Here is a 15182-nt window from a genome sequence, read left to right as displayed (position 1 = left end):
CATGGCTGTCACACCTGCGCAGACCACTGTGGACGATGTCGCCGACTGGTGGGCCAACAGCATCTGCCGCATGGAACCCGGCGTGGTCGAGCTGCGGGGCGTCCCTGTGCAGGATCTGATCGGCCACCGCGGCCTGGTGTCGACGATCTGGCTGATGGTCCGCGGCAGCAGCCCGACCACCGACGAGGAAGCACTGCTGGAAGCGGCGATGGTCGCGTCCGTCGACCACGGCCCGCAGGCACCTTCCATCGCGATCGCCAGGATGACGGCCACCTGCGGCGTCGGCATGAACAACGCCATCGCGTCCGGCGTCAACGCTCTCGGCGACTCCCACGGCGGCGCCGGACAGCAGTGCGTGGAACTGCTGTCCGACATCGTGGAACGCCAGTCGGCGGGAGCGGATCTCGACGCCGCGACGGCGGAAGTGGTCGCCGAGTACCGTGCGCGCGACCCGTACCTGCCCGGGTTCGGTCACCGGTTCCACCCGGTCGATCCCCGGCGCGACCCGCTGCTCGGCCTGGTCGACAAGGCGGTGTCGGCGGGAGTTGTCGAGGGCAGGCACGTCGCGGCAGCCCGGGCGGTCGAGACGGAGCTCAACCGAGGGCGCCGCAAGCCCGTGCCGATGAACATCGACGGAGCCACCGCCGTGATCTACGCCGAACTCGGGTTCCCGCCCGAACTCGCGCGGGGCCTGTTCGTCTTGAGCCGCAGTGTGGGCATCCTCGCGCACGCCTGGGAGGAAACGAACTCCGGCCGGCGCAACAAGGGCCCGATGCCGACCTCGATCCTGCCCACCTACCGCTGAGACGGGAAACTGATGCGAATCGCCGTCCTCCACGGTCCGAACCTCAACTTGCTGGGGGAGCGCCGGCCGGAGAAGTACGGGACCACCACGCTCGCCGAGATCACCACCGACGTTGATCAGACCGCGGCGCGGTGGGGCGCCACGGCCGTTCACTACCAGTCGAACCACGAGGGCGCGCTCGTCGACTGGGTGCACGCCCACCGCGACGCGGTCGACGCGATCGTGATCAACCCGGCCGGGCTCACCCCGGTTGCCTACTCGCTCCTCGACGCCATCAGGGACACCGATCGCCCGTTCGCCGTCGTGCACATCTCCCAGTGGCACGCCCTCGACGGCAAGGAACGCAACGACATCTTCGCCCCCTCGGCCGCGGTGTACCTCGCCGGCGCGGGCTGGCACGGTTACGCCCTGGCCGTGGAGGCACTCGTGTTCAAGGTTCAGAACCGGGTGGCAGCGGAGGCATCGGGGAACGTGGCCGCGGGGTGGTGAATCAGGCCCTCAGGAGAGGTAGGTCCAGGTCGGCCGGCACGGTGGTTCTGGTCAACCGCAAGGACAAGACGCTGCTCGCTTGTTCAGGATCGACCGCGGCCGCCTGCCTGCGGATCCGGATTTCGCCGGCGCTGGGGTGCGGGGTGGGCCGCTCGATTGCGCCGAGCAGTTCGGGTCCGCCGTGACGAGGATGCCAACCGACTTCACGGTGTGACTCCGGCTGCCGGGATGAGCTGGCGCACGCCGGTGGAGGCCGCGCGGTTCACGGCGTCGATGAAGCGGTGGCGGTGCAGTGCGTGCCGGAAGTCCGGGACGAGTGAGGTGTTCTCCGCGAGGTCGCGGGCGTGCTGCGCGTACAGCTGCGCGACATTGTGCGCGGGTCCGGAGAGGTCGCGAGGGACGTCGCTGTAGTAGGCGTCGGGCACCGTCAGGGGTTGCACGGTGATGTCGTCGCCGCGGCCGCCGGAGAGGGTGAGATCGGCGACCTGGAAGTTGCCGGTGGAGGAGGTAAGTACAAGGTCGCCCGCGGTGCCGTTGATTTCCCAGCGCAGGTTGTCGCCGCGCGAGACGCCGCCGCGGTAGTAGATCGAAGCCGCGGCGCCGCTGGTGAGCACCCCGCTGATCGCGACGTGGTCGGGAGCGGTGACGGTGAGGATGCTGCCGTCGTCGGCGACGGTGACTTGGTCGCGGCGGCGCACGAGGTCTGCGGTGATGCCGGCGAAGTCGCCGACGACGTGATTGACCGCATCGAGCGCGTGCATGGTCGGGACGGTGAACGTGGTGACGCCCTTCTTGTCGTCGTACCAGTACGAGTTCGCCTTGGTGGCCGTCGGCCCCCATGCGGCACCGGAACCGACGAGCGTGGTGCCGAGGATGTCGCCGACATACCCGTCTGCGATCAGATCGCGCGCGTAGCGAACCTCGGGCGCGAAACGGCCCTGCAGCCCGGCGATCGTCCTGACGCCCTTCGCGGCGGCGATGAGGGTGAGCTCCTCGGCGTTCTCGAGATCGATCGCGAGCGGCCACTCGGTGAAAACCGTCTTGCCCGCGGCCACGACGGCGGTCGTCAGCTCACGATGGTGCGCGACCTTGACCGCGACGACGACGATGTCGACGTCCGGATCGGCGATGAGGTCGTCATGGTTGTCGTAGCCCTTCACGCCGAACGCCTCGGCTGCCGCATCAGCGGACACACGCCTGGAGGTGCTCACGGCCCGCAGGGCGAAACCCCGGAGGGCGGCGAGTGCGGGAACGTGACTGATCGCAGCCCAGCCGGTGGTGCCGCCACCGATGATGCCGACGCCGATCTGATTCATCGGTTTGCTTCTCCTCTGACTTGAAGGTGGGGATTGGTGGAATTTCTGGACCGGGTATCGAGTGGTTTCCTCGCCTGCGAAATCGATCTCCGGCATCGACGGCTGGTGGATGCCGAACTGCGCGAGAGACGGGTACCGCCACCTTTCTGTAATGACCGATCGTTCCTGAATTAGTCCACGTTCGCGGTTCAGTTGCCTTTTCGGGACTTGGACTCAGCAGAAGCAGGTCAGAGCGAGGTCCACCGTCGCCATGAGCGTGGCGCGGTCGGGTCGGATGGCGCCGACGACCCGGAGTCCCTGGATGGTGGTGACGAGCAGTCGCGCCGTTGTCGCGGCACTGCGGTCGGCGGGGAGCTCGCCGGCGGCCTGGCCGCGAACGATCAGCTCGAACAACGCATCCTCGAGTGACTGGATGGTGCCCTGCAGACGATCGCGCACGGCGAGATCGCGGTGCGCGAGCTCGGTCGCCGCGCCAACCACGAGGCAGGCCTCACGGCTACCGTCCTCGACGGTCGCGTCGACCACGCCCACCAGAACCTCGCGAATGACCGCCTTGGTGTTCACGCCTTCCTTGAGCAGGCCGACGATCGGCTCTGCGTACCGCTCTCGGTACCGGTCGAGGACGGCCAGGTAGAGGCCTTCTTTGCTGCCGAATGCCGCGTAGAGCGACCCTCGGCCGACGCCCGTGGCGTCCACGAGGTCCTGGATCGACGTCCCCGCGTAGCCTGCCCGCCGGAACGCCGACATGGCGGTCTCGATCGCCGCGTCGGTGTCGAATTCTCTCGTCCGTGCCACGAAGCGACCGTACCTGTTGTGGAATGGTCGGTCAAGTAATGGGCGGGAGGTGTAGGTCGAGGCGCTGATGGTGTCGATCTGCGCGCTCTGCGCCTGCAGTACCTCCTCGTTGAGCACAGGCGTCGCAGCGGAGTTGAGGCGCACGTCGCGGCCGGACTCCTCGGGTACCTGCAGCACGCGCGCGGCCGTGATGTTCCTGCCCGCCGCTCTTCCCGACCCCGCTCACTGCGATCAGCGGCTACCGTGCCTGGACCGCGGCTCACAGCTGACGGTGGCCCGGCGGCGCCCGACGAACGTCGTCGTCCCCGGATTGCGCGCCTTGGCGGCGCCGTAACGAGAACGTGATGAGCGGAAACCTCCTCGTAAATCCGAGGTATTGCGTGGAAGTTCGGTCACATGTACGGTCCTCGCAATCAGAAACCGCAGGGCAGGTCCGACCGTTGTTGTGGAAGTTCGGGCACGAGGCGAATGGGCGGAGAGCGTTCATGAGGTTGATCGGCTACCTGGACCAGCTGTCCGCCCGGCCGGGGGACTCGCTCCCGGTCCGGATCAGCGGTGACGGCGGGCAGGTCACGGTCGATCTCGTCCGGCTCCTGCACGGCGACACGAACCCGCTTGGCCCCGGCTTCATCAGCACCGACGTGGCTTCCGTCCCCAGCCAGGTCGTGGTCGCGGGGGAGCAGGTCACGCCGGTGGGCTCTTGCCTGCGAGCGGACGACGTCGTCCCGGCCGGCACCACCCGGCTGAGCGCCGGCGTGGTGATCTGGCCGACCACTGTGGACGCGGGCCGGGAACAGGGTGTGCTGAGCGTGGTGGACGCCGGGGGTGAGCCGGTCGTCGCGGTGACACTCGGGGAATCCGGCCGCCTTCGGCTGTCCACCGGTGCCGGTGCGGTGCTGCTCGAGGCCGCCCGGCCGCTGGCGAACCGGCGCTGGTACCGCGTCTGCGCCGAGGTCGGCGCCGGTGGTGTGGCATTGGAAATCGTGCCGCTGGAACCGTTCCCGGGCGACGAAAAGCCGGTCAGCCTGCGTGGTGAGTCCGAAGTGGACCTTTCGGCCGCGGGCGGGGTGGTGGTCGCCGCGCTGCGCTGCCCGTCGGAGGGCACCCGGTACTTCCCCGGTGCCGTGTTCAACGGGAAGGTCGAGCATCCCGTGCTCTCCTCCGGTGAAGACACGCTCGCCGAGTGGGCCTTCGAGCGTGGTTTCGCCACCGACACCGCCGCGGACGTCTCCGGACGGGGCCGGCACGGGCTGCTGGTGAACAAACCGGCGCGCGCGATGACGGGGCACACCTGGACCGGCGAGGTGCACGACAGCGCCGCCGCGCCGGAGCAGTACGCCGCGATCCACTTCCACGACGACGACCTGATCGACGCCGGCTGGCCCGAGACGGCCCGGGTGGACCTGTCGGCCGACCTGCCGAGCGGCATCTACGCGGTCCGGCTCCGCGGGACCACGCGCGACGGCGAGGAAACCGACCACATCCCGGTCGTGGTGGCGCCCGCGACCGGTGCGCCCCGCCCGAAGGTCGCCTACCTGATCCCGACCTTCACCTACCTGGCCTACGCAAACGAACGCCTCCAGCACCGCCTCGACTACGAGGCCGCCGGCATCACCGACCATCCGATCACGCCGGGACTGCACGACGTGACGCTGGCCGAGCACCCGGAATTCGGAGCCAGCCTCTACGACTTGCACAGCGACGGCTCCGGCATCTGCTACACGAGCGCGTTGCGGCCGATCCTCAACCTGCGCCCGGACTACCGCATGTGGCTGCAGAACGCGCCGCGCAGTTTGGGTGCCGACCTCTACCTCGAGCACTGGCTCGTCCGAAGCGGTGTCGAGCACGACGTGCTCAGCGACCACGACCTGCACGCCGACCCCGAGCACGCGCTGGACGGCTACCAGGTAGTGCTCACCGGCTCGCACCCCGAGTACTACAGCGGGGCGATGCTCGACGCACTGCAGCGTCACGTCGACACCGGACACTGCCTGATGTACCTGGGCGGCAACGGGTTCTACTGGGTCACCTCGCAGGACCCGGGACAGCCGGGTGTGCTGGAGGTGCGTCGCTCGGACGGGATCCGCACCTGGGAGATCCAGCCGGGGGAGGGCCACCACTCGACCACCGGCGAGCCGGGTGGGCTCTGGCGCCGGCGCGGCCGGTCGCCCAACAAGCTCGCCGGAGTCGGCATGTGCAGCCAGGGCTGGGACGAGAAGGCCCCGCCCTTCGAGCGCACCCCACTGTCCTACGAGCCCGAATGGGCCTGGGTTTTCGAAGGCATCGACGACCATCTCATCGGTGACTTCGGTCTGATCATGAACGGCGCGAGCGGCGACGAACTCGACCGCTGCGACTTCGCACTGGGCAGCCCGCCGAACACGGCTGTGCTGGCCACCTCACAGCGCCACAGCGACTTCTACCAGCTCGCCGTCGAGGACGTGCTGATGCTCGCCCCCGGGCTGGGCGGCAGCGAGTCCGATCTCGTCCGCTCCGACATGGTGATCGTCGAGCGCCCGGGTGGCGGTGCGGTCTTCTCCGTCGGCTCCATCTGCTTCACCGGCTGCCTGCCGTGGAACGGCTATGAGAACAACGTTTCCCGGCTGCTGAACAACGTGCTCGGCAACTTCCGCGCTCGCGTCTGAAAATCGGTCCCCCCGAATCCCGATTGCAGGGAGAATTTCGATGAAGCACCCCGTCCCGTTCCGCCGGCTGGCCGGCGCCACCGCGGTGGCCCTCTTGACTCTGTCCCTGGCCGCTTGCGGTGGCATCACCCAGGACAACGGCTCGGCCTCCGGCGGCCAGTCGTGCAAGCGCTCCACCGACAAGGTGATCGGCTTCGACTACCCGTTGACGTCGCTGTCGGTCTACGGCGACCTCAAGCGGTTCGCCGAGCAGCGAGCCACCGCGCGCGGGTACCAGTTGAAGTACACCGCCGACGACGAGGATCTGCAGAAGCAGACCCAGAACGTGCAGACCTGGGTCACGCAGAAGATCCCCGCGATCGTGTCCTACCCGCTCGAGCCGGCGTCGATGGAACCGCTCGCACAGCAGGCGCGGGGCAACTGCACGGTGTTCGTCTCCTACGCCTCGCCGCTGAAGAACCAGGACGCCTCGGTGCTGTTCAGCGGCCTCGAGAGCGGCCAGGCGCTCGGCAAGACGGCGACCGAGTGGGCCAAGCAGCACCAGGGACCGGTGAAGGTGCTCGTGCTCAACAACCGGGACCTCGCGGTGGGTGCGCAGCGCGACGACGGCCTGAAGGCGTCCTTCGCCGCGGGTGGCAACGTCGAGATCGTCTCCACGCAGAAGGCCGGCACCCGCGCGGACGGCGAGCAGATCGCCCGTACGGTCCTGCAGGCGCACCCCGACCTCAACATGGTGCTCGGGTACGACGACGACGTCGCCCTGGGCGCGCAGCAGGCGTTCCTCAACGCGGGCAAGAACCCGAAGGACCCCGGCATCTTCATCGGCGGCCAGGACGGGTCGAAGGAAGGCCTTCAGGCGGTGTCGCAGGGCGGGATCTACCGAGTCTCGGTCGCGGTGCGCATCCGTGACATCGGCTTCGCGGTCACCGACGTGGCGGCGGACCTGTTGGAGGGCAAGCCGAACAAGGGCGTGAACGTCCCGCCGGTCGCGCTCACCGCGAGCACCCCCTCGCTCAAGGACTACCTGAGCGACTACAGCTGAGGAACCCGATGACGCTCACCATTCGAGGCCTGGTCAAGGGATACGGCGCGGCCACCGTCCTCAAAGGAGTCGATCTCGACATCGCTCCCGGCGAGGTGCACGCGCTGCTCGGCCCCAACGGCGCCGGCAAGTCGACCTTGATCAAGTGCATCGGCGGAGTGGTGACCCCGGACGCGGGTGAGCTGGCGCTCGACGGCGAGTCGCTGGGCCAGCTCACCCCGAACCGGGCCTTCGCCGCCGGGATCGCCACCATCCACCAGCACCTCTCGCTGATCGACGTGCTGTCGGTGAGCGACAACCTGTTCCTCGGCCAGGAGAAGACCGTCGCCGGGGTGCTCGACCGGGCCGGCCAGCGGCGGGTCACCGCCGAGCTGCTCGACCGGTTCGGCCTCGACGTCGCGCCGGGGACGAAGGTCGGCGGACTGCCCATGGGCACCAAGCAGCTCCTCGAGATCGCGAAGGCGTGGCACCGCACCGACGTGCGGGTGCTGATCCTCGACGAGCCCACGGCGTCGCTGTCGGAGAGCGAAACGGAACGGCTCTTCGCCGAGATCGCGAAGATGAAGGACGGCGGGGCGCGCATCGTCTACACCACGCACCGCCTGGGCGAGGTCTTCCGCATCGCCGACCGGGTCACGGTCCTTCGTGACGGTGTGGTCGCGTTGCGGGAGAAGGTCTCCGATGTCGCGCCGGAGCGGATCGTCGAGGTGATCTCCGGCGGTACCGGCGCGCCGACGGCACCGGCCGAGCCCGCCGACCTCGGTCCGGTCCGGCTGCGGCTGCGGAACCTGGCCGGCCCGCGGTTCGGGCCGATCGACCTCGACGTGCGATCCGGCGAGATCCTCGGTCTCTACGGTGTGCTCGGCTCCGGCCGCACGTCGCTTCTGGAGACGCTCGCCGGCGGCTACCGCGCCGCCGGCGGCAGCGCGGAGGTCGACGGCGAACGGTCGGCACCGCGCACCCCGGCGGGTGCGGCGCGGCGCGGGATCGCGCTCGTCCCGTCGGACCGGCTCCGGCAGGCGCTGTGGCCGACCCGCAACGCGGCGGACAACCTGCTGCTCCCGTCGTACCGTCGGCTCGCGCGGTTCGGCCTTCGGCGGCACGGTCGCGAGAAGCGGCTGTTCGCCGAGACCGCCCGGCAGGTCGACCTCCAGCCGCCCGACGGCGGACGCAAGGGCGGCCAGTTCTCCGGCGGGAACCAGCAGAAGCTTGTCCTCGGCCGCTGGCTCGCGCGGGCCGGGGAGCTCGGTGTGCTGTTGCTCGACGAGCCGACGCAGGGCGTCGACGTCGGGGCCCGGCGGCAGATCTACCAGGTGTGCCGGGAGCTGGCCGCCCGCGGTCTCGCGGTGGTCTTCGCGTCTTCGGATGCCCAGGAGGTCGCCCTGCTCGCGCACCGCGCCGTCGTGATGGACCGCGGCCGGCTCACCACCGAGCTGACCGGCGAGGACATCACCGAATCCGCCTTGCTCGCCGAAGCCCATCAGTTCACCGGTGTCACCACTGACCTGCCCGACGACGCCGCAGCCACCCTCCCGGAGGTACGCCCATGACGACGGCAACCGTCACCCCCGAGGGGAGTACCACCCGGCGTACGCCGGTGCTGGAGCTCGTCCTGCGGTCGGCACTGCTGATCGGCCTGCTCGTGTTGGTCGGCTTCTTCACCAGCGGGTCGGACCTGTTCCTCACCGTGGGGAACATCAAGAACATCGCGCTCTCGGGCGCCGTGCTGCTCATCGTCGCGGTGCCGCAGGCGGTGCTCGTGATCATGGGCTACGTGGACCTGTCGGTGGGGTCGGTGGTCGGGCTGTCCGGGGTGGTCACCGGGCTGCTCATCGTCGACCATCACCTGAACTGGGGGCTGGCCGTGCTCGCCGGCCTCGTCGTCGGCGCCGTGGGTGGTCTGGTCAACGGCGTACTCGTGTCCTACACCCGGCTCAGCCCGATCATCGTCACGCTCGGTACTTTGCAGCTGTACCGGGGGATCGCGCAGTTCCTGCGCTCGGACCCGCCGGCCGACTTCGGCACGGGGATGTCGCTGCTGGGGCGTGGTATCTACGCCGGCATCCCGGTCCCGGTGTGGATCGCGTTCATCGTGTTCGGGCTCGGCGCGCTGTTCCTCTACGGCACGCCCGCCGGCCGCCAGGTCTACGCGATCGGCGTCAACCGGGAGGCGGCGTTCCTCTCCGGGATCGCGACGAAACGCTTGCCGCTGCTGGTGTTCGTGGTCACGGGTCTCGCCGCCGGCCTCGGCGGGGTGCTCTTCGCGGCGCGGCTCGACTCCGCGCCGCCGAGCACGCTCGGCGCCAACTTCGAGCTGCAGGTGCTCACCGCGGTGCTGCTGGGCGGGGTCGCGTTCAGCGGCGGCCGGGGGACGATGCTCGGTGTCCTGCTGGGGGTGGTTTTCCTCGGCGTGCTCAACAACGGTATGACCTTGATGAACGTGCCGTACTTCGCACAGGCCATCGCGACCGGCGCGGCCCTCGTGGTCGCGGCCGGCCTGGACGAACTCGGGCAGCAGGCCGGCGCTCTGCGCCGGGTGCTCCGGAGAACGTGATGGGCCTGGCTCGCTCGTGCATTTGAGGAAGGTAGGGGGAAACGTGCTTCCCGACGAACGCCGCAGGCAGATCCTGGCGTTGCTGAACAGCAGCGAGGTGCTCCGGCCCGCGGACATGGCGGTCCAGCTCGACGTGTCACCGGAGACCATCCGGCGCGATCTCGTGCTGCTGGAACGCGAAGGCGCCATCCGCCGCGTGTACGGGGGTGCGGCCAAAGCCAAGAACCTGTCCCGCAGCGCCGAGCCCGGCCGGGTGGAGCGCGAGAACATCGAGCGGGAGGCCAAGGCGGAGATCGCCGAGGTGGTCGCCTCGATCGTCGGTGACGACGACACGGTGTTCCTCGACGTGGGCACCACTGTGCTCGCCGCCGCCCGCGCGCTGCCCGAGTCGTTCCGCGGCCGCGTGGTCACCAACAACCTCGGCGCGGTCCTGGCGATGGCCGGCCGGGACGCGGTGAACCTTCACCTCGTGGGCGGCCGGGTCCGGCACGACGAGCTGACCTGCTCCGGGCCCGACGCCGAGGACCAGGTCAGCAACTTCTTCGCGGACAAGGCGTTCCTGGGCTCCGGCGGGGTCCACGCGACCGGCGGGCTCACCGACTACCACCTCGACGAGATCGCCGTCCGGCGCCGGATGATCAGCAACGCGGCCGAGGTCTACGTGCTGGCGGACGGAAGCAAGCTCGGGCACGTCGCGCTGCGGAAGGTCTGCGAGCTCGACCGCATCACGGCGCTGATCACCGACTCCTCGGCGGACCCCGAAATGGTCGCGCAGCTGCGCGACGCGGGGCTTACCGTCGTGCAGCCGGCCGTGGCCGGAGCCGAGGACGCGGCCTCATGACCGGAGCCGTGCTCGCCATCGACCAGGGCACCTCGGCGACCAAGGCGCTCGTCGTCGCCGAGGACGGTGCCGTGCTGGCCGAGGTCGACCGGCCACTGTCCGTGCGGACGCCGAAACCGGGTGCGGTGGAGGTCGATCCGGGCGAGCTGCTGGCGTCGGTTCTCGACGCGGGCCGCGCAGCCGTCGCGGCGGCCGGGGTGGGTGCCGGCGTCGTCGGGCTCGCCAACCAGGGCGAGACGGTGCTGGCGTGGGACCCCGCGACGGGAGAAGCCCTCTCGCAGTGCGTGGTGTGGCAGGACCGGCGGGCCGTCGAGGTGTGCGAGTCCCTGCGCGACGTCGCCGACCGGCTCGGCGAGATCAGCGGCCTGCCGCTCGACCCGTACTTCTCCGCCCCGAAAATGCGCTGGCTGCGGGAGCGCGTGGGCGCCGGGGGAGTGGTCACCACCACCGACACGTGGCTGTTGCACCGGCTCACCGGCGAGTTCGTCACCGACGTCGCGACCGCGTCGCGCAGCATGCTGCTCGACCTCGAGTCCGGCACCTGGTCGGACGAGGCGTGGGAGCTGTTCGGGCTGACCGAGCGCCGTCCGCGGCTGGCCGGCAACGACGAAGTGGTCGGCACTACCAGCGCCTTCGGCACCGAGATCCCGGTCGCCGGGGTGATCGTCGACCAGCAGGCTGCGCTGTGGGCGCAGCGCTGCCGGGAGCGGGGCGAGGCGAAGTGCACGTACGGCACCGGCGCCTTTCTGCTCGTCAACACCGGTGACCGGCCGCAGCGCAGCGAAGCCGGCCTGACCCCGTCGATCGCGTGGCAGATCGCGGGGCAGCGGCGCTGGTGCCTCGACGGGCAGGTGTACACCGTGGGCAAGGCGGTGTCCTGGCTGCGCGACGTCGGCCTGCTCGGCTCGGCCGGCGAGCTCGACGAGCTGGCGTCCACAGTGGACGACACGGGCGGGGTCTTTTTCGTGCCGTCGCTCGCCGGGCTGGCCGCGCCGCACTGGCAGCCGGGCGCGACCGGTGGCTTCCTGGGACTGAACCTGGCGGCGACCCGGGCGCACTTGGCCCGCGCGGTCTGCCTGGGGATCGCCGCGCAGATCGTGGACCTCGTCGACGCCGCGGCGGCGGACCTCGGTGGCACCGCGCCCAGGCTGCGGCTCGACGGCGGGCTCACCCGGTCGCGAGTGCTGGTGCAGCTGCAGGCCGACCTGCTGCAAGCACCCGTGGAGGTGGCCGCCGCTCCACACGCGACCGCGCTCGGCGTCGCCGACTTGGCAGTGCGCGGTGCCGTCGGCCGTCCGTTGCCCGACCCGCGGCCGGGCACGGTCGTCGAACCGAGCCGGCCGCCCGCCTGGGCCGCCGAGCAGCTGGGCCGCTGGCGGTCCGCGCTGGAGGCGACCCGGCAGTTCAGCGGCGAAGGCCGCGTGTTTCCCGGAAGGGCTGATTCCTGATGCCAGAGCCCGAGTACGACCTGGTCGTGATCGGAGCCGGAGTGGTCGGCTCCGCGCTGGCGCGCGAGTTCACGCTGCGCGGCCGGTCCGTGGCGCTGGTGGACGCGCGCTCCGATGTCGGGGACGCGACCAGCAAGGCCAACACCGCGATCCTGCACACCGGCTTCGACGCGACGCCCGGCACCACCGAGTCGCGGCTCGTCGCCCGCGGGTACCGGCTGCTGTCCGACTACGCCGCCAAGGCGGGGATCCCGGTCGAGCCGCTGGGCGCCCTGCTGGTCGCCTGGGACGACGAGCAGCTGGCGGCACTGCCGGGGCTGGCCGAGAAGGCCGCGGCCAACGGCTACCACGAGACCCGACTGCTGGACCCCGCCGAGCTGGCGCGGCGCGAGCCCCACCTCGGCCCGGGCGCGCTGGGTGCCCTGGAGGTGCCGGGGGAGTCCATCATCTGCCCGTGGACGACCACGCTGGCGTTCGCGACGGAGGCGGTGCGCCACGGTGGCGAACTGCTGCTCGGCCACACCGTGACCGGCGCCGAGCCGGGTGTGGACCATACGGTGCTGCACACCGACCGGGGACCCGTCCGGGCCCGGTGCGTGGTCAACGCCGCCGGCCTCGGCAGCGATCACGTGCACGCGATGTTCGGGCACGAGTCGTTCACGATCACCCCCCGCCGCGGCCAGCTCATCGTGTTCGACAAGCTGGCGCGGTCGCTGGTGAACCACATCCTGCTGCCGGTACCGACGAAGATGGGCAAGGGCGTACTGGTGAGCCCGACCGTCTACGGCAACGTGATGCTCGGCCCCACCGCGGAGGACCTGACCGACCGCTCGGCCACCGAGTCCACAGAGGACGGCCTGGCCATGTTGCGGGAAAAGGGAAACCGGATCGTCCCCGCGCTGCTGCGCGAGGAGGTCACCACGATCTACGCCGGCCTGCGGGCGGCGACGGAGTTCGGCGACTACCAGATCTCATTCCATCCCGACCAGCGCTACGTGTGCGTGGGCGGGATCCGGTCGACAGGGCTGACTTCGTCGCTCGCGATCGCCGAGTACGTCGGGGCGGAGCTGGCGGGCTGGCCGGGCGAGGCGATGCCGGGGCCGCGTGCGGACGTCGTCCCGCCGCAGATGCCGTATCTCGGCCAGGTGGACGTCCGCCCGGCCGAGGACGCCGAGCTGATCGCGAAGGACCCCGCGTACGGCGAGATCGTCTGCTTCTGCGAACGCGTCAGCCGCGGTGAGATCCGCGATGCGCTGCACAGCGAAATCGCCCCGTCCACTGTGGAGGGATTGCGCCGCCGCACTCGGGCCGGGATGGGCCGGTGTCAGGGTTTCTACTGTGGCGCGGCGGTTTCGCGCATGGTCGACGAGGGCGCGGACGCGCCCGTGAAAGCGGAGGCCGCGAAGTGAACGAGCGGATCAGGCACGATGTCGACGTCGCCGTGATCGGCGGTGGGCCGGCCGGGCTCGCCGCGGCGGTCGCGCTGCGCCAGGCCGGGGTGGAGCGGGTCGAGGTGCTGGAGCGAGAGGTCGTCGCCGGCGGGATTCCGCGGCATTCCGCGCACACCGGTTACGGCCTGCGGGACTTCCGGCGGATCATGACCGGGCCGGCCTACGCCCGGCGGTACGCCGCGCTGGCCGCGGCGGCGGGCGTCACCCTGCGCACCACGACCATGGTCACCGGCTGGTCCGGCGACGGCGGGCTCGAGGTGACGGCGCCGGACGGGCTGTCGGTCGTGCACGCCTCGGCGGTGCTGATGGCCACCGGCGCCCGGGAGCGCCCGCGCCCGGCGCGCTGGGTGCCGGGCGACCGTGGCCAGGGCGTGTACACCACCGGGCAGCTGCAGCAGACCGTGTACCTCCACGGCCGGCCGGTCGGACGGCGCGCGATCGTGGTGGGTGCCGAGCACGTCGGCTTCTCCGCGATGATGACGTTGCGGCACGCCGGGGTCGAGGTCGCCGCGCTGACCACCGAGCTGCCGCGGCACCAGAGCTACCTGCCGTTCCACCTCGGCGCGCGGTGGATGCTGCGCGTGCCGGTGCTGACGGGCACCCGGGTCGTCGCGGTGCGGGGCAAGCCGCGGCTTGCGGAGGTCGAGCTGGAGCGCGTCGCCGACGGGCACCGGTGGACCGAGGCCTGCGACACCGTCGTGTTCACCGGCGACTGGGTGCCGGACCACGAGCTCGCCCGGACGGCGGGTGTCGGGATGGACCCGCGCACTCTCGGGCCGGTGATCGACGCGACCGGGGCCACCAGCTCGCCGGGGCTCTTCGCCGCCGGAAACCTTTGTCACCCGGTCGAAACCGCGGACGTCGCGGCGCTGTCGGGCCGCCACGCCGGGCGTTCGATCGCGCGCTGGCTGGCCGGCCGCGCGGCGTCGGCGGCCGGCGCCGGGGTCCCGATCGAGGTCGACGGCCCGCTGGCCTGGACCAGTCCGCAGCGCATCTCGTCGTCGGCGGACCTCCCGGCGCGCGGCCGGGTGATCCTGCGGCCGAGCGTGTTCGCCCGCCTGCCGCGGGTGCGGGTCAGCCAGGGCGACCGGGTCCTGTGGCAGGGCCGGCTTCCGCAGTTCGTCCCGTCCCGCCCGGCGCTGCTGCCGGCCTCCTGGCTCGCCCGCGTGGACCCGTCGGGCGCCGCGGTGCGGATCGAAGCGCTGGTCTGACCGTCCGTCCACGGTGGACGATGCTGGGCACCCATCGCAGGAACAGGCCCTTCGTGCTGTCCACACCGGAGGGCATTCGTGGCGGCGGTCGAACGTCCGGATCCGGTTCTGGCGCCTGAGGAACTCGTGCTGCCGGTTTTGGATCACCGACCTGATCTCGGTGCGGCGCCTCGGCCGGCTGTGCAACTCGGGTCAACCGCGTAGCTGCCGGCGATTCGGTGTCGGGTGTACCTCGTCGAGCAGCTCCAGAAATGCCTGCGCGGCTGCACTGGGTCGTCGGGTCGCGGAGGTCGCCACGGTGAGCTGCCACAGGAGTTCGTGATCGGCGATCGCCACGGTGGCCAGGCCGGCGGACCCGGCCTACGCCGGGGAACCCGAATCCCAGCCCGTGGGGAGTGTCCGATGACGGGCATCAAGCGCTACCCGGAGTTCACCGCGACGCGGTGGTCTCGACGGCCGAAGCCGACCGGACAGGCGGGCACGCCCGTCCATCCTCGACCCCGGGACGGAAGGAGCGTCGCAACGGGCGCCCGCGGTTTTCTTTTCGACGCGCTGCGGCGCGCGGGTCGACGTCGCCGGGTACCG

The 15182-nt window shown here is 70.8% G+C and carries 12 protein-coding genes; 10 read left to right on the top strand and 2 right to left on the bottom strand.

Going from position 1 to position 15182, the window contains the following annotated elements; all coding sequences use genetic code 11:
* The first annotated feature begins 1 nt into the window (after window position 1).
* Both ABZU76_RS08255 and ABZU76_RS08250 read left to right on the top strand, forming a co-directional pair.
* Window positions 2-805: a citryl-CoA lyase gene (locus ABZU76_RS08255; RefSeq protein ID WP_354866361.1), complete on the top strand. Its 804-nt coding sequence runs from the start codon at window positions 2-4 to the stop codon at window positions 803-805.
* Window positions 806-817: 12 nt separating this feature from the next.
* Entirely contained in the window at window positions 818-1294 is a 477-nt protein-coding gene (locus ABZU76_RS08250; protein WP_354866359.1) for a type II 3-dehydroquinate dehydratase, read from the top strand.
* Between the two features lie 203 nt (window positions 1295-1497).
* On the opposite strand, the gene ABZU76_RS08245 is transcribed toward ABZU76_RS08250, so the two are convergent.
* Window positions 1498-2610: a Gfo/Idh/MocA family oxidoreductase gene (locus tag ABZU76_RS08245; protein ID WP_354866357.1), complete on the bottom strand. Its 1113-nt coding sequence runs from the start codon at window positions 2608-2610 to the stop codon at window positions 1498-1500.
* 213 nt (window positions 2611-2823) lie between these two features.
* Window positions 2824-3582: a TetR family transcriptional regulator gene (locus tag ABZU76_RS08240; protein WP_354866355.1), complete on the bottom strand. Its 759-nt coding sequence runs from the start codon at window positions 3580-3582 to the stop codon at window positions 2824-2826.
* Between the two features lie 308 nt (window positions 3583-3890).
* Here ABZU76_RS08240 and ABZU76_RS08235 point away from each other — a divergent pair, with 308 nt between their 5' ends.
* From ABZU76_RS08235 to ABZU76_RS08200, 8 genes are read left to right on the top strand one after another with little or no spacing between them, the layout of a single operon-like run.
* The gene (locus tag ABZU76_RS08235) at window positions 3891-6050 is read left to right on the top strand and encodes a N,N-dimethylformamidase beta subunit family domain-containing protein (protein ID WP_354866352.1); all 2160 of its coding nucleotides are present in this window, start codon (window positions 3891-3893) and stop codon (window positions 6048-6050) included.
* A gap of 40 nt (window positions 6051-6090) precedes the next feature.
* On the top strand, window positions 6091-7092 hold the full coding sequence (locus tag ABZU76_RS08230; protein WP_354866350.1) for a sugar ABC transporter substrate-binding protein: 1002 nt from the start codon (window positions 6091-6093) through the stop codon (window positions 7090-7092).
* 8 nt (window positions 7093-7100) lie between these two features.
* Window positions 7101-8642: a sugar ABC transporter ATP-binding protein gene (locus ABZU76_RS08225; protein WP_354866348.1), complete on the top strand. Its 1542-nt coding sequence runs from the start codon at window positions 7101-7103 to the stop codon at window positions 8640-8642.
* The gene (locus ABZU76_RS08220) at window positions 8639-9646 is read left to right on the top strand and encodes an ABC transporter permease (RefSeq protein WP_220239762.1); all 1008 of its coding nucleotides are present in this window, start codon (window positions 8639-8641) and stop codon (window positions 9644-9646) included. The genes ABZU76_RS08225 and ABZU76_RS08220 overlap by 4 nt, the downstream gene beginning before the upstream one ends.
* 43 nt (window positions 9647-9689) lie before the next feature.
* Entirely contained in the window at window positions 9690-10487 is a 798-nt protein-coding gene (locus ABZU76_RS08215; RefSeq protein ID WP_354866345.1) for a DeoR/GlpR family DNA-binding transcription regulator, read from the top strand.
* A complete protein-coding gene (locus ABZU76_RS08210) occupies window positions 10484-11935 on the top strand; it encodes an FGGY family carbohydrate kinase (RefSeq protein WP_354866343.1) in 1452 nt (483 codons plus the stop codon). The genes ABZU76_RS08215 and ABZU76_RS08210 overlap by 4 nt, the downstream gene beginning before the upstream one ends.
* On the top strand, window positions 11935-13344 hold the full coding sequence (locus ABZU76_RS08205; protein ID WP_354866341.1) for an NAD(P)/FAD-dependent oxidoreductase: 1410 nt from the start codon (window positions 11935-11937) through the stop codon (window positions 13342-13344). The genes ABZU76_RS08210 and ABZU76_RS08205 overlap by 1 nt, the downstream gene beginning before the upstream one ends.
* The gene (locus ABZU76_RS08200) at window positions 13341-14597 is read left to right on the top strand and encodes an FAD-dependent oxidoreductase (RefSeq protein WP_354866339.1); all 1257 of its coding nucleotides are present in this window, start codon (window positions 13341-13343) and stop codon (window positions 14595-14597) included. The genes ABZU76_RS08205 and ABZU76_RS08200 overlap by 4 nt, the downstream gene beginning before the upstream one ends.
* The last annotated feature ends 585 nt before the right edge of the window (window positions 14598-15182 follow it).

The sequence above is a fragment of the Amycolatopsis sp. NPDC005232 genome, from assembly GCF_040607795.1.
Lineage (GTDB): Bacteria > Actinomycetota > Actinomycetes > Mycobacteriales > Pseudonocardiaceae > Amycolatopsis.
The sequence above is the reverse complement of the archived record's forward strand: the minus strand, read 5'-3'. Positions and strand labels throughout refer to the sequence as shown.

What these genes read in the sequence shown, in the direction of transcription:
- ABZU76_RS08255 (WP_354866361.1), top strand. Translation starts at nt 2, where the DNA reads ATGGCTGTCACACCTGCGCAGACCACTGTGGACGATGTCGCCGACTGG.
- ABZU76_RS08250 (WP_354866359.1), top strand. Translation starts at nt 818, where the DNA reads ATGCGAATCGCCGTCCTCCACGGTCCGAACCTCAACTTGCTGGGGGAG.
- ABZU76_RS08245 (WP_354866357.1), bottom strand. Translation starts at nt 2,610, where the DNA reads ATGAATCAGATCGGCGTCGGCATCATCGGTGGCGGCACCACCGGCTGG.
- ABZU76_RS08235 (WP_354866352.1), top strand. Translation starts at nt 3,891, where the DNA reads ATGAGGTTGATCGGCTACCTGGACCAGCTGTCCGCCCGGCCGGGGGAC.
- ABZU76_RS08230 (WP_354866350.1), top strand. Translation starts at nt 6,091, where the DNA reads ATGAAGCACCCCGTCCCGTTCCGCCGGCTGGCCGGCGCCACCGCGGTG.
- ABZU76_RS08225 (WP_354866348.1), top strand. Translation starts at nt 7,101, where the DNA reads ATGACGCTCACCATTCGAGGCCTGGTCAAGGGATACGGCGCGGCCACC.
- ABZU76_RS08220 (WP_220239762.1), top strand. Translation starts at nt 8,639, where the DNA reads ATGACGACGGCAACCGTCACCCCCGAGGGGAGTACCACCCGGCGTACG.
- ABZU76_RS08210 (WP_354866343.1), top strand. Translation starts at nt 10,484, where the DNA reads ATGACCGGAGCCGTGCTCGCCATCGACCAGGGCACCTCGGCGACCAAG.
- ABZU76_RS08205 (WP_354866341.1), top strand. Translation starts at nt 11,935, where the DNA reads ATGCCAGAGCCCGAGTACGACCTGGTCGTGATCGGAGCCGGAGTGGTC.